Source organism: Parahaliea mediterranea (assembly GCF_017255185.1).
GTDB lineage: Bacteria > Pseudomonadota > Gammaproteobacteria > Pseudomonadales > Halieaceae > JAFKCZ01.
This window is the reverse complement of sequence record NZ_JAFKCZ010000002.1, coordinates 154,591-168,370: the sequence shown is the minus strand read 5'-3', so window position 1 is coordinate 168,370 and position 13,780 is coordinate 154,591. Positions and strand designations below refer to the sequence as shown.

At 65.5% G+C, this 13,780-nt stretch carries 14 protein-coding genes; 7 read left to right on the top strand and 7 right to left on the bottom strand.

Annotated elements, in window-relative coordinates; translation table 11 throughout:
• Nucleotides 1-8 precede the first annotated feature (8 nt).
• The 6 genes from JYP50_RS03195 to JYP50_RS03170 form a co-directional block, all read right to left on the bottom strand.
• Nucleotides 9-503, bottom strand: coding sequence for a VOC family protein (locus tag JYP50_RS03195; RefSeq protein ID WP_206559025.1), 495 nt, complete (start codon nucleotides 501-503; stop codon nucleotides 9-11).
• A gap of 20 nt (nucleotides 504-523) precedes the next feature.
• Complete coding sequence (locus JYP50_RS03190) at nucleotides 524-1,849, bottom strand: NRAMP family divalent metal transporter (protein WP_241262774.1); 1,326 nt, start codon at nucleotides 1,847-1,849, stop codon at nucleotides 524-526.
• A gap of 363 nt (nucleotides 1,850-2,212) precedes the next feature.
• Nucleotides 2,213-3,784: a GMC oxidoreductase gene (locus JYP50_RS03185; protein WP_206559024.1), complete on the bottom strand. Its 1,572-nt coding sequence runs from the start codon at nucleotides 3,782-3,784 to the stop codon at nucleotides 2,213-2,215.
• Nucleotides 3,778-4,362, bottom strand: coding sequence for a gluconate 2-dehydrogenase subunit 3 family protein (locus JYP50_RS03180; RefSeq protein ID WP_206559023.1), 585 nt, complete (start codon nucleotides 4,360-4,362; stop codon nucleotides 3,778-3,780). Before JYP50_RS03180 ends, JYP50_RS03185 begins: the two co-directional genes overlap by 7 nt.
• Nucleotides 4,352-6,784, bottom strand: a complete 2,433-nt coding sequence (locus tag JYP50_RS03175) for a TonB-dependent receptor (RefSeq protein WP_206559022.1) — start codon at nucleotides 6,782-6,784, stop codon at nucleotides 4,352-4,354. Before JYP50_RS03175 ends, JYP50_RS03180 begins: the two co-directional genes overlap by 11 nt.
• Nucleotides 6,785-6,786: 2 nt before the next feature.
• Complete coding sequence (locus JYP50_RS03170; RefSeq protein ID WP_206559021.1) at nucleotides 6,787-7,899, bottom strand: LLM class flavin-dependent oxidoreductase; 1,113 nt, start codon at nucleotides 7,897-7,899, stop codon at nucleotides 6,787-6,789.
• 172 nt (nucleotides 7,900-8,071) lie between these two features.
• On the opposite strand from JYP50_RS03170, the gene JYP50_RS03165 reads away from it, so the two are divergent.
• From JYP50_RS03165 to JYP50_RS03145, 5 genes are all read left to right on the top strand, one after another.
• A complete protein-coding gene (locus JYP50_RS03165; RefSeq protein WP_206559020.1) occupies nucleotides 8,072-8,617 on the top strand; it encodes a winged helix DNA-binding protein in 546 nt (181 codons plus the stop codon).
• A 63-nt stretch (nucleotides 8,618-8,680) separates the two neighbouring features.
• Nucleotides 8,681-9,145 carry a MaoC family dehydratase gene (locus JYP50_RS03160; RefSeq protein WP_347136713.1) on the top strand — a complete coding sequence of 155 codons (465 nt, stop codon included), beginning with the start codon at nucleotides 8,681-8,683 and terminating at the stop codon, nucleotides 9,143-9,145.
• Between the two features lie 104 nt (nucleotides 9,146-9,249).
• Nucleotides 9,250-9,876 carry a phosphoadenosine phosphosulfate reductase family protein gene (locus tag JYP50_RS03155; RefSeq protein WP_206559019.1) on the top strand — a complete coding sequence of 209 codons (627 nt, stop codon included), beginning with the start codon at nucleotides 9,250-9,252 and terminating at the stop codon, nucleotides 9,874-9,876.
• A gap of 7 nt (nucleotides 9,877-9,883) precedes the next feature.
• A complete protein-coding gene (locus tag JYP50_RS03150) occupies nucleotides 9,884-10,336 on the top strand; it encodes a GAF domain-containing protein (protein ID WP_206559018.1) in 453 nt (150 codons plus the stop codon).
• 53 nt (nucleotides 10,337-10,389) lie between these two features.
• The gene (locus JYP50_RS03145) at nucleotides 10,390-11,595 is read left to right on the top strand and encodes a tetratricopeptide repeat protein (protein ID WP_206559017.1); all 1,206 of its coding nucleotides are present in this window, start codon (nucleotides 10,390-10,392) and stop codon (nucleotides 11,593-11,595) included.
• 4 nt (nucleotides 11,596-11,599) lie between these two features.
• Here the strand turns inward: JYP50_RS03145 and JYP50_RS03140 are convergent, their stop codons facing one another.
• Complete coding sequence (locus JYP50_RS03140) at nucleotides 11,600-11,989, bottom strand: PPOX class F420-dependent oxidoreductase (RefSeq protein ID WP_206559016.1); 390 nt, start codon at nucleotides 11,987-11,989, stop codon at nucleotides 11,600-11,602.
• Between the two features lie 198 nt (nucleotides 11,990-12,187).
• Here JYP50_RS03140 and JYP50_RS03135 point away from each other — a divergent pair, with 198 nt between their 5' ends.
• Complete coding sequence (locus JYP50_RS03135; RefSeq protein WP_206559015.1) at nucleotides 12,188-13,183, top strand: SDR family NAD(P)-dependent oxidoreductase; 996 nt, start codon at nucleotides 12,188-12,190, stop codon at nucleotides 13,181-13,183.
• Nucleotides 13,183-13,737, top strand: a complete 555-nt coding sequence (locus JYP50_RS03130) for a hypothetical protein (RefSeq protein WP_206559014.1) — start codon at nucleotides 13,183-13,185, stop codon at nucleotides 13,735-13,737. The genes JYP50_RS03135 and JYP50_RS03130 overlap by 1 nt, the downstream gene beginning before the upstream one ends.
• Nucleotides 13,738-13,780 lie beyond the last annotated feature (43 nt).

The window sequence follows — 13,780 nt, the reverse complement described above, 5'->3', positions numbered from 1 at the left end:
GTCCGTGTTCAGGTGTATTGGACCAGTTCCAGCTGGTTGCCAAAGGGGTCCAGCACGTACCAGGACAGGGAATCCGGGGCCGGTCCGTCCTCGGAAACGATGGGGCCGGCGAGGGCCCGGCACTGGTGCCGTTGCAGGTAGTCCACCGCGGCCTGGACGTCGGCGACTTCCAGGCACAGGTGGCGGGCGCCGATATCGCAGTTGCGCGGCGGGGTTTTCGCGGTGTCGGCGGGCCGTTCGTACTGGAACAGCTCCATGCCCAGGTTGTCGGTCAGTTGCAGCATGGCGATGTTCAGGCGGGCGCCGGGGACGTTGACGTGGGCCTCGGTCCAGTCCCGGCCGTCGTCCATCGGCGGAATCTCGGCGGCGTCGAAGGGCCCCATGCGGTAGCGCAGCGAGGCGCCGAATACCTCGGTGTAAAAAGCGACGGCCGCGTCCAGGTCGGCCACGGTCAGCGACACATGGTCGGCGCGCTTGAACTGGGGGCGTTGGGTATCGTTCATGGCGGATTCTCCGGCGGGTTTCAGGGCAGCAAAAGCGAAAGGTAGTGGGGCACCTTGTCCACCGCCAGGGCGATGGAGGTGGCCAGTCCCGCCGCCAGCAGCGCGTTGCGCCACCACTCGGCGGTGTGGCCGCCGACCACGCTGCGGCGGTTGACCAGGTAGATGACGATGACGAACACCAGTGGTATGACCACCACGTTGATGCCCATCAGCAAAATGACCTTGAGTAGCGCGGGGAAGCTCCAGAAGGGCGCGAGTGCCGCGGCGCCCATGACAAAGGCGATCAGCACCCGGTGGTAGAGCCGGTTGTCGGTGGTGAAACGCCAGTTGCGGCCCAGCATGTCGAGGCTGAAGTACACGGACAATTGGGCGGCGACCACCAGCGTGGTAACCGCCGCCATGAACACGCCCAGAGAGAAAATCGTCGGGCCGGCGAAGGCGAGCGCCTCGGGGAAGGCGCCCTGCAGGACGCCGCTGGCCTGGTGGACGGCTTCGATCTCCGCGTGATTGGCCAGGGGGTGCAGCGCGAACCCGCCCGCGATAACGATGAAGATGGCGTAGGCGCCGAAAATCACCCCGAGATTCACCACCGAGTTGCGCAGGTCGCGACCGAGGTCGCGGTCGGGGCTGTCGTCGTCCGCCCGCAGGTAGGGCATGCCCAGCAGTGCCGCCGGGGCGATGGCCGCGCCGACCATGGCGATAATGGAGCTGGTGGCCACGCGGGGTTCGGCGCCCCCCGAGCGGGGCAGGTCGTCCGGCATTTGCGGGATGAACCCGGCGAGGATGTCGGGCAGTTCCGACAGGCCCCGCAGGGCCACGGTCAGGAAGCAGATGAACATCAATACCATGAGCAGGCTCATGGCCTTTTGCATGCGTTCATAGCCCTGGGCCAGGACCAGCCAGAGAATGGCGGCGCCGCACACCAGGCTGAGTACGATTTCCGCCACCCGGTAGCCCTGCACGTAGTCCGCGCCGGCCTCGACGCCCGGGGGATGGAAGCCAAAGACGGACATCAGCGCGGAGGTCATCACCGACATCTGGCCCATGACAATCAGGAAGTGTACCGGCACGTTCACCAGCAGCAGGAACCAGGCCACCCCGGGATGCACCTGGCGGCGGATCAGGGAGAACATGCCCTCGCGCGCGTTCAGAAAGCCGATGCGGGAGGCGGTGTCGGTGCTGACCACGAACACCGGCAGCATCAGCAGGATGACCCACAGCAGGTCGTAGCGGAACCAGGCCCCCGCCAGCAGGAAAGACGCCACGGCCCCGGCGCCCATGGTGCCCGCGGCGATCACCGCGGTGGGGCCGACAATGGTGCGCATCAGAGTGATCAGGCTGTTCATATAGTGATTGGGCCCCCGGGTGCCCGACTGGCACCTTGTTAGAATGAGTCGTGTGCAGGCAAACGTTAGGGCAGCATATCGCCCCACGGTGTTGATTCAATAACACCAAACAAAAAAGAACGTTGTCTCAAAGACAAACTCCGGAGATCGGGGGGACGGATACCTTTTCCGAAATGGGGGACGGATACCTATTTCACACGCGAAACAGGTATCCGTCCCGAATGGCAATTGCATCCGTCAAAAACAGGGTGTTTTGCCCTCTGTAGGGCCGATTTCATTCGACCAAATGCGGTGCTCACGGCATCAATGGCCGAATAAATTCGGCCCTACAACAGATCGGATAGCGCCATTCGTAACCGTCCCCTATTTTTGCAGCAGATGTTCGGCGGTGCGCAGCGCCAGGGCGTGAACGGTGAAGGTGGGGTTGACCGCACCGCTGCTGGGGAACACACCGGGTCCGGCGATGAACAGGTTGTCCAGCTCGTGGCAGCGCCCATAGCTGTCGGTGACCGAGGTCGCGCTGTCGCGTCCCATCACGGTGCCGCCCAGTATATGCATGCCGGCGGTGGGACCCGCCCAGGCCTCTTCCGCCCCGGCGGCCCGGAAGATGGCGAGCCCTTCCTCGGTGGCCGCCCGGGTCATGGCGGCGGTCTGCTCGCCAATATTGTGCGTGCAGTGGGCCAGGGGCATGCCATGGGCATCGCGCTGCCGGGACAGGCTCACCCGGTTGTCGGCCAGGGCAATGTCCTCGCCCACCGCCACCATGGTGCCGTAGTGCCGCGCGGCTCGTTGCATGAAGGGCTCGAGGGCCGCCCCGACCAGGTCCGGTCGCGAGTTGGCGATGCCCAACAGGTCGTTGGGTTTGACCGCGTTGGCGATCAGCCACTGGTAGGAGCCGAACCGTTCCGGCGCCGGGCGCTTGTCGGCATAGCGGTCGTGGCAGATTAGCTGCCCGCCGGTGATGCCCAGTGCCGGCTGGGTTTCCTCCTTGAACAGCCCGCTGATCGTGGTGGCGGGGTGGGTCATCAAATAGCGCCCCACCCGATCGTTGTGGTTGCCGAGGCCCGCCGGGTGCTGGTCGCTGCGGGAATTGAGCAGCAGGCGCGCGGTCTGCACGGCAAAGGCCGCCAGCACCACCTGATCCCCCCGCGCCTGCTGGCGCGCGCCGGCCGCGTCCACGTATTCCACCGCGGTCACGCGCCGCCCGCTGGCATCGTGCAACACCCGCAGTACCTCCGCCCGGTGGCGGATTTCGGCGCCGGCCTTCAGCGCGCGCGGCAGGTAGGTCACCAGGGGGTTGGCGAGGGCGCCGATGGGGCAGCCGGCGTCGCACCAGCCGTCGTACAGGCAGGCGCGGCGCTCACCGGAGGGGGTCGAATTGACGGCGACCGGAATGGGCGCCGTGTGCATCTCCAGGGCCTCGAAGCCCCGGCGAATGACCTCGCCCTGGGAGAACACCGGCAGCGGCGGCATGGGATAGGGCTCCCCCGGCGGACGCCAGGTTTCGGCCCGGGCGTCGCCGCTGATACCCACCTGCGCCTGGATGCGGTCGTAGAACGGTCTGAGGTCCGCGTAGCCGATGGGCCAGTCCAGGCCCACGCCGTAATCCGAGTGGACGCTGAAATCGTTTTCGTGCAGGCGCGGCCACACGGCGTAGTGGTGCAGCGCCGCGCCGCCGGTGCCGAAGCCGGCGTTGAAGTTGTGGCCCACCCGCAGGTTGCCCTCCTCGGTAACCGGTGCGCCGGACCACTTGAGCTTGCGCGCCCAGATCTGCGAGCTGTACAACTGCCCCAGTTCCCGCTCCGGCCCGGCTTCCAGGATCAACACCCGCTTGCCGGCTTCCGCGGCGACCGCGGCGACTACGCTGCCCGCCGCGCCCGCGCCGACAATCACCAGGTCATAGGATTTCGCGGATGCATTTGCTGTACCTACCATGGCGAGGGTGCCTCGATGTGGGTTATGGCCGGCATGCCCAGTGCGGTCATGCCGGCGGCGGTGCCGTAGACAACATCGACGCCGTCGGCGCGCAGGGCAAAGTGGCACAGGGAGGCCGGCGCCCCCGTCCAGTCCGGGATGTCATCCCCGGCCATGGCTGCCACCAGGCGCTCGGCCCGCTCCGGCGCCAGCCCTGCGGCGGGGCTGTCGAAATGCGCGCGACTGAAACGCTCGATATTGGACAGGGCCTCGCGGTAGAAACCGGCGTGCCCGGCGGGGTCGAAGCCCAGGTATTTGAGCATCAACAAGTTGTCTTCGGCGGCGGCGCCGAGTTGCTGGTCGACGAAATGGGCGATGCCAGCCTGGCGAGCACCGGGCACCAGGGCCTCGACGACCACCTCCAGCGCGGCGGCCTCCGCTTCGTCGAGCACGGTCAACGGCAGGCCCCGGGCCCGGGCCTCGGCCGGCGTGGCGACGATGCGCGCGCCGCCCGCCGCCACAAAGCCCAGTGCTAGGGCCGAGCCCTGCAGGAAGCGGCGGCGTGTCGCCGCCGCCGGAGCCCAGCCGCTAGAACTCATAGCGCAAGCCGACGCTGTAGAACCGCGGCGCCCGGTAGGAGACCTCGTTGCAGCCGCAGAGCGTGGCCAGGTCGAAGCCCTGGACGCCGGCGCGCTCGTCGGTGATATTGCGCACCGCGAGGGTGGTGGTCCAGGCCGCGCTCGGGCTCTGCCAGCTCAACTGGGCATTGACCATCGTATAACTGTCGAACTTGTCGGCGTCGAAGTTGCGCAGGTTGTAGTAGAACTCGTCGGAGTAGCTCAAGTCCCCCTGTAGCGCCATGGTGCCGCCGAACATGTCCCAGGCGTAGCGCGCCAGGGCCGTGGCCTGCAGTTCCGGCGCATAGGTGGGCTTGACGTCCCGCGGCGGCAGCGGCGAACCGAAGCGCAGGGGAATGTCCTTCACCGTGGCGTCGAAGTAGGCGGCGTTGAACATCAGGTCCAGACCGTCGATCGGGGAGGTGGTCAATTCCAGCTCGGCGCCGTAGGTTTCCGCATCGGCGTTGATCACCACGCCGCCGACCCCGACAAACAGGAAGGCCTGGTAGTCGGAATAGTCGTAGTAGAACACCGAGCCGTTGAGGCGGGTCAGGCCATCTCCCAGCGTCGCCTTGAAGCCGCCCTCGTAGGAAATCAGCACTTCTTCGTCATAGGCAATGGCGGAATTGCCGCCCGAGCCCAGGTAGGCGCCCAGCAGGGGGGCGTTGAAGCTGCCGGCCTTCACCCCGCGATTGACCCCGGCGTAGATCATCAGCGTGTCGCTGGGATGCCAGTCCAGTTGCAGTTTGCCGGTCCATAGCGGGTCGGAGGTTTCATCCTCGTAGAAGTAGGGAGAGCCGGCGCCGAAGGCGTTGGGAATGAAATCCCCGCGATTGACGCTGTAGTTGTCAAAGGAGGGGAAAACCCCCAGTGCCATGTCGTAGTCCTTCTCCTCCCGCATCAGCCGCAGGCCCGCGGTGGCGGTCAGGGTGGGCGTCAGGTCGTAATCGAGCTGGCCGAACACGCTGTAGGAGTTGGTTTCGAGTTCCGCCACGACGCCGATGTCGACCGGCGCGAAGGGAGCGCCGCCGGCGATGCTGTTGGCGGGCGCCTTGAGCCCGTTGTCGGACTGGTTGTCGATGTTGAGGTAGTAGAGCCCCGCGACCCAGCGCATGTTGTCGCTTTCCCCGGTCAGGCGCAGCTCCTGGCTGAAGCTGGTGGCGTCCACGCCGGCGTAGTTGGCGAGCTGGTTGGCCGGTGCCGAGTCGACGTCGATGAACAGCAGTTTTTCGTAGCGCTTCCAGTCGGTGATCGCGGTAAAGCTGGTGTTGGCACTGAGATCCCAGGCCACCCTGGCGTTGAGGCCGCTGCTTTCGGTATAGCCCTGGTCCTTGAAGGCGAAGTCACCGGAAAAGGTGAAGTCGTCGCCGTCGGGATCGAGGTAGCCGAAAAAGTCCGCCCCCGGCGCCAGTCGGCCGGGCAGGCCGATGCCGCCGCCGGGAAGGAACTGGTCACCATCGATGGCGTCGGCGCCGCCGTCACCATCGCCGTCGATGGTGAGTCGCGTCTCGCCCGGCGGGGTGTCGATGACGTTGACCAGTTCCCCGCCCTCGATCACGCCGATCGTTGATTTCGACTGGAACGGTCCGGTGCTTACCTCGGAATCGGCGTAGTTGGCGGACAGGTCGATTTGCAGGGTGTCCGTGGGCTGGAAGGCGAGGGACAGGCGGCCGGCGATGGTGTCGTCATCGCCCAGGTCCGCCCCCGCGCCCTCGCCCGGCGCCGGCAGGAAAGCCGTCTCGGGGTAGCGGTTTTCCAGGTAGGGATCCTGGCGGTTGTAACGCAGGGCCGCCCGCGCCGCCACCTTGTCGCCCAGGGGGCCGCTCAGCGCGGCCTCCAGGGTGTGGCGGTTGGCGTTGTTGGGGGTGTCGAACTGGCCCGTGGTGAGGTCGACGTAGCCGGTGGTTTCGTCGAAGGTCGGCTTGTTGGACACGTAGTGCACCAGGCCGCCAGTGGCGTTGCGTCCGAACAGCGTGCCCTGTGGGCCCTTGAGAATTTCCACCCGGGCGATGTCATAGACGGCAAATGTCTGCGCCTGGGCGACCGCGATATAGCCCTCGTCGAGATAGACCGCGTTGGGCGCCTCGATAATGTCGTTGAAATCGTTCTGGGTGACCCCGCGAATCGAGAACTGGGTGTTCTGCCCGGCGAGGTTGCCGCTGATGTGTACGCCGGGGCTGAAGGCCGCGATATCAAAGCTTTCCTGGACCCCGAGGGCAGACATCTGCTCGCCGGTAAAGGCGGTGACCGCAACCGGCACGTCCTGCAGGTTCTGCTCGCGCTTCTGCGCGGTCACAATCACTTCTTCGAGCAGGCTCTGCGCCGCGGCGGATTGGGCGATGGCGATGCCGATGGCGATGGCCAGCGGTCGCCGGATATTGCGTCTCTGATGTTTGGTTTTCATTATTATTCTCCTTGGTTGAATGACTGTCCGGTAAACGGTTGGCGCAGGCCCTTGCGCTCCAGGCGCGGCAGGACCTCGTCCCGGAAGTATGGAAACTCCTTGGCATAATCGACAAACGCAAGAGTTGTACCTGCAATGCCTGCCTTGCTCAGCAGTTCCAGTTGGTCCGCGACATGGTCGGGGGTCCCCACGAGCGGGAATCCGCCGTGGCCGGCGGCAAAGCGGTCGCGGAACCTGGCTAGTGCATCGGGGGTGAAGGACTGTGCGTGCATTCCTTGTAATTTCATCAGGTAATCCACGGCCTCCCAGTCGGCGTTCTGGTTGGCGTAGTAGTCCAAGTAGTCCTCCGCCTCTTTTTGTGTGGGGCGACAGACTACGGAACTAAAGGTGAAAACCCCGACGTCGCGCCCCTGCTCGCGTGACATTCCGCCTATGTCCTCGACGGTGGCGCGGGCTTGGTCGAAATCGAAAACCGGCGTGAACAAAAAGTCGGCATTGCGCATGGCAAATTGGCGGCCTTCTTTCGAGGCGGCGGCGTTCAGGACGGGTATGCGCGACTGGATGGGGCGCGGGTTGCTGTAGACGCCCGAGCCTTGGAAATAGTCACCATGCCAGTCAAACGCACGTTCTTCATGCCATAGCTTCTGAACGAAATCGAACCATTCTTGTGCCCTGGCGTAGCGCTCCACATGTTCCGTAGGTAGGTCTACACCGAAGGCGTCGTATTCAGGCTTGTTCCAGCCGGCAACGACATTCAGGCCTACCCGGCCCCCTCCCAGATGGTCAATTGAGGCCAGTTGTTTGGCGATAACGACGGGGTGATTAAAGGCAGTGTGAACCGTGGCAAAGATCTGCATATGTCGGGTATGCGCCGTCAGGCCTGTCGCCCATGTCACGGTTTCCAGCACGCCGCCATGAAAGTCGGTATCGCCGCCATAGCCTATCCAGCGCGCGATGGGCAGCATGAACTCCAACCCGGCCTCGTCACACAGACGAGCCAGTTTTAGGTTATTGTCCCAGGTGTTTTCCCAGCGTTCGGGAATTTTCGTTACGGCCATGCCGCTAGAACAATTGGCGGAAAAAATGCCAAGTTTGAGTTTGTTGTCGTTATGCATGGGACTGGGGGCTGACATAGTCGTACCTCTCTCATAGTTATTAAGATTCTGCTAGGTATAGGTTTAGGTCGGTATGTAGGTATGATGCTGTATTGTTATCATTAAATTCATGATCAATTTAAGCGTAAAAATTTTAGGTTTCAAGTATGGTGGAAGAATTATGGGAAAAAACATGAAAAAGGAGCCTGAAGAGCGCTTCGACAAGCACTGGCACCTGGCGACCGATGATCATGAAATCGCTGTGGCGGAAGTGGAGTTTTCCATTTTCAGGATTTTCTCAGCCTTCAATCGCTGGATGGACGATTTGACCCGTTGTTGCCAGGGCGACGCGGCCCAGGCCTGCAGCGGCATTGATTTTTCCCTGCTCAATGTGATCCGCATGCACGACCGCCCCAAGGGTATTTCCGAGCTGGGGCGCCTGATGAACCGGGACGATATGTCGAATCTGCAGTACAGTATCCGCAAGTTGATCAAGGCGGGGCTGATCGAGAAACTGGGCGCCCAGGGCCACAAGAAGGGTGTCACCTACCGCACCACGGCGCAGGGCGACCGCGCCACGGACCTCTACGCGAGCTACCGTCGGGAGATACTGGTTCCGCTCACGCGTTCGGTGTCCGCCGGGGACGAGCGCATGATTGAGTTGGCCAACCTGCTTACCCTGCTATCGGGTATCTACGACCAGGCGGCGTGCGTGGCCGCCACGCACCGGGAAATCTAGGAGGCCAGGCCACCGCGGCCCGGTTGCGGTGAACAAGTGCCATATTAAAGCGGAGCAATAGAAGTGACGACCACACAACACTGGGCATTCGAGGACTTTCGCGAGGGCGTCTCCATCGAACTCGCCCCCTACCGGGTGAGCGAGGCGGAAATCGTGGCTTTCGCGCGGCAATACGATCCGCAGTCCTTTCACGTGGACCCCGAGGCCGCGCGGCACTCCATCTTCGGGGGCCTGGTCGCCAGCGGCTGGATGACCACCGCGGTGTTCATGCGCATGCAATACGACAGCTTTATCGGCCACTCCACCTGCCTGGGCTCTCCCGGCGTGGATGAGATCCGCTGGCTGCTGCCGGTCCGGCCGGGCGATACATTGCGCGGCGCCTGCCGGGTGACCGAGGCGCGTCCCTCGCGGTCCAAGCCCGACCGTGGCGCCGTGTTTTACCACTGCCACCTTGAAAACCAGGCGGGGGAGGTGGTGATGACGCTGCAGTCGCGGGCCCTGTTCGGGCGCCGTGAAGCGCAGCCGTGAGCGAGGGCTTCCGCCGCTATAACCATATAAGGGATTGTTATTTGTCAGCCACCTTTTGATTCTCTAAAGTGCCCACCTCATTTGGATTGAAGGGATGCATCCCCGTGGAACTCGACCTGGACAGCGCCAACGCCGCCCTGCGCGACGCCTCCCCGGCGGAGATCGTGCGCTGGGCGCTGGACCAGGGCGGGCGCACCATCGCCACCACCAGTATGGGGCGCAACGCCGCGGTGATGCTGCACCTGGTCAGCCGGGTGGACCCCTCGGTGCCGACGATCTGGGTGGATACCGGTTACAACCTGCGCGATACCTACATCGTCGCCGAGCGCCTGATCCGTGATCTCGACCTGAATATCCATGTCTACTCGCCACAGATGACCTCGGAGCGGCGCAACGCCATCATGGGCGGCATTCCCACGGTGGACGAGACCGAGCGCCACGCGGAGTTCACCCGCCAGGTGAAACTCGAGCCCTTCGACCGGGCGCTGGCGGAGTTCCAGCCGGATATCTGGCTGACCGGTATCCGCCGCGAGGAGACCGAGCATCGCAAAACCCTGGATATCGTCTCCCGGGATGCCCGCGGCGTGATCAAGGTGGCGCCGATCTTTCACTGGTCCGACACCGACGTGGCCGAGTACATGGCCCGTTTCGACTTGCCCACCTGCAAGCACTACTTCGACCCCACCAAGGTGCTCGACGGCCGCGAGTGCGGGTTGCACACCGCGGCCTGAGCGGTCCATGCTGCCCCTCGAGGAAGCCCGCCTGCAGCTTCGCGGCCTGATGGCCGGGGAGCCGGACCTGGTGGCCAACGCCGCCAATTTCTCCGCCTTCCTCAATGAGCAGCTGGACAACATCAACTGGCTGGGTTTTTACTTCCTGCGCGGCGACGAGCTGGTGCTGGGCCCGTTCCAGGGCCGTCCGGCCTGCGTGCGCATCCCCGTGGGCAAGGGCGTCTGCGGCGCGGCGGTGGCCAGCGGGAGCACCCAGGTGGTGGCGGATGTGCACCGTTTTCCGGGCCATATCGCCTGTGATATCCGCTCGCGTTCCGAGGTGGTGGTGCCCTTGTGGCGCGCCGGCGAGATCGTGGGGGTGCTGGACGTCGACAGTCCGGTGACGGATCGATTCAGCGCGGCGGAGGTCGAATACATCGAGGCCCTCGCCCGGCACTTCTGCGAACTGCAATTCGGTTGAGCGGCCGCGATACACTTTGACCCTGGTCCCGCGACGCGGGAGGGGAGGTCGCCATGGCGCCGGAGTCCGGCACCGCCAGCAGGGGCATTCGCGGGTCGCGGCTGCGGGCCGGCGCGGCCTGTTGCCTGCTCGCCGCCTGCCTGGTGTCCGCCTGCGCCCGGAATCCGCTCCACCGCGCCGCGGTCGACCAGTTGCCGCCGCTGCAGTGGGATGGGAACGTGGTGACGGTCGCCGAGGTGGCGGCCACCGTGCCCTCGCCGGACCTGCTCGGGCTCAGCCAGGAGATGCGCGACTTCGTCGCGCGCTACGCCGCCACCAGCAGCCAGCCCCGCCAGCGCCTGGTCAACCTCCATCGCGCGGTGAAGGGCGCCGGCATGCTGGACCTGCAGTACGACCCCTTTGCCGACGGCACCGCCGCCGAGGCTTTCAACCGCGCCAGCGCCAATTGCCTGACCTACGCCCACCTGTTCGTGGCCCTGGCGCGAGAGGCGGGGCTCGACGCCCGCTACCAGTGGCTCGAGGTGAGGCCGCAGTGGACCCGAATGGGGGAGCGGGTGGCCCTGCGCATGCACGTTAACGTGCTGGTCGATCTGCCCCGCGGCGAATCGTTCATGGTCGATATCGACCCCCTGCAATCGCGCGATATCGCCGATTCCCACCCCCTGCGGGACAGCGATGGCGCGGCGCTCTACCACAGCAATCTGGCGGTGGATGCCCTCGCCGGTGGCGATCTGCCCACGGCCTGGCGGCAGTCGGTGCGCGCGCTGCAGCTGAGTCCCGCGATGGCCCAGCTGTGGGTCAACCTGGGCGCGATCTATCGCGGCGCGGGCCAGCTCCAGGCCGCCGAGGACAGCTATTTCCGCGCCCTCAAACTGAATCCCGGTGACCGCTCGGCGATGAACAACCTGGTGGTGCTCTACGCCCAGCTCGGGCGGGAGGACGAGCGCGCCTATTGGGTCGAGCGGGTGGAGCGGCACCGCGAGGCGAATCCCTTCTACCACGCCTGGCTGGGAGACAACGCGGCGGACGAGGGTGCCTGGGACGAGGCCCTGGCGCACTACCGGCGCGCCTTGAAATTGCGCCCCCAGGACAGCCGCCTGCTCTACGCCGAGGGTATCATCCACTACCGCCGGGGCGACTTCGACGCGGCCACCGCGCGCATCGGCGAGGCCATCGACAGGGCGACCCTGAAGGGGGATATCGACCAGTACCGCCTGCAACTGGAGGCGGTGCGGCGCGAGGCCACCGCGGCGCTGTGAGGCCTCAGCCGGGGAGATCCACCCGGATATAGGCGCGCCGCTGGTAGCGCCCGGTCAGGCGCGCGAACAGGTCGCCGATACGCATCTGCAGGAAGTATTTGCGCCGCAGCGCTCCCAGCGCGGTGGCGCGATCCTCCTCCGAGTCCAGCAGGTGGGCCGTTGCGTCGATCCAGTCCCCGGTCAACTTGCCGGTCACGGTGCAGGGGGCGATGCGGGCCTCGCTGAAATTGCGCAGGCGCTTGACCTTGCCCGCCTCCCCGGCGGAGAACAGGTAGTAGCTGCCGGCGTAGGGGGCAAACCACACCGGGGTGGGCACAAAGTCCCCGTTGCGCTTGCGCGTGGCGAAGCTGATGTAATCGCCGGCCTCGAGTTTTTGCCGTGTTTCCTCGCCCATGGTTTCCCCCTGTAAACCCCTAGAGATGTCCACCGCCGTCCGGTAGGTCTATGCTGATTCTCCAACACTATTGATCCGGCATTCAAATAGATATCCCTATCTATTTGAATGCGGAGCCTGCCCCATGAGCATAGCGAATGCTTTGGGGGCATCCGTGTACCGCTTTTTTGCGAACTGACTCAATCAGGGGAACTCACTATGTCGGCATTTGGATTCGCGTCCACCACGGACGAGGTGCTCGCGGAGGTAAGGTTGGAGGGCCGCGTGGCCCTGGTCACCGGGGCGTCCTCGGGCCTGGGGCTGGAAACCGCCCGCGCGCTGGCGGCCCGGGGCGCCACGGTGGTGATGCTGGGGCGCAACCGGGCAAAGCTGGAGGGGGCCGCGGCGGCCCTCGCCGAGAGCGAGCCGCCCGGGCGCCTGGATACGGCGCGGCTGGACCTCGCGGACCTGGACCAGGTGCGCGGCGCCGCCGCCACCCTGCTCGACCTCTACCCCCGGGTGGATTTGCTGATCAACAATGCCGGGGTCATGGCGTGCCCGCTGTCGCGCACCGCCCAGGGCTTCGAGCAGCAGTTTGGCACCAACCACCTGGGTCACTTCCTGTTCACCTGCCTGATGGCGCCGGCCCTGATTCGGGCCGCGGCCGAGGGGGAGGGCGCGCGCGTGGTCAACCTCAGTTCCGGCGGCCACCGCTTCGCCCCGGTGGATTTTGACGACCCCAACTACTTGCGCCGCGATTACGACAAGTGGCAGTCCTACGGCCAGTCAAAGACCGCCAATATCCTGTTTTCGGTGGCCCTGGACCGGCGCCTGGCGCCGCGGGGCGTGCGGGTGTTCGCGGTGCACCCGGGCATGATCATGACCGAGCTGGGGCGCCATCTGGACGCGGCGGATATCGAGTCCATGCGCGAGCGGGCAGCGGCCATTGCCGCCGGCGATGGCGGCGGTGAGGCCCCGGGAGGCTTCAAGACGATTCCCCAGGGGGCCGCCACCACCGTCTATGCCGCCACCTCCCGTGAGCTCGACGGTCTCGGGGGGCGCTACCTGGAGGACTGCCAGCTGGCGGCAAAAGCCGGCGAGGGCGTCGCCGGTGGTGTAGAATCCTATGCAGTCGACCCCAACGCCGCGCAGCGGCTGTGGCAGCTGTCCGAGGAGCTGGTGGGTCAATCGTTCGATTTCCAGGGGGAAGCGTGATGGCGACACGGATAACAAGGGCCCTGCGGGCCGTGGCGGTACTGTGCCTGGGCGCGGTACTGGCGGGGCCGGCCCTGGCCGACCATCGCAGTGAAATCGAGAGCAAATCCGCGACCGCCCTCGACCAGCTGCGGGGCCACGCCCGGGAAATGGAAAAACTGCTCAAGCGCGCCAGCGGCGTGCTGGTGTTCCCCGACGTGGTGGAAATGACCTTCGGCGAGGGCGGGCGCTACGGCGAGGGCGCCCTGCTGATCGAGGGCAAACCGGTGGCCTACTACGCCACCGCCGGCGCGCCCCACGGGGTGGCGGTGAACGAGGGCCGCAAGGCCGAGGTTATCCTGTTCATGACCCGGGAGGCGCTGATCAAGTTTCGCAACACCATCGACTGGAGGGTCGGCGTCAGCGAGGGCGTGACCCGGGTGCGCATGGACGAGCGCGGGCGTCTGGAAACGCCCCGCACCGTGCCGCCGGTGCTGGGTTTTACGTTTTCCGACCGCGGCCTGATGGGCCACCTGGACCTCGACGGCACCAGCATCAACCGCATCGCGCGGTAGGCCACCGCGCCCGCCCTGGCGGGCGAAGCGCGGTTTCGGTATT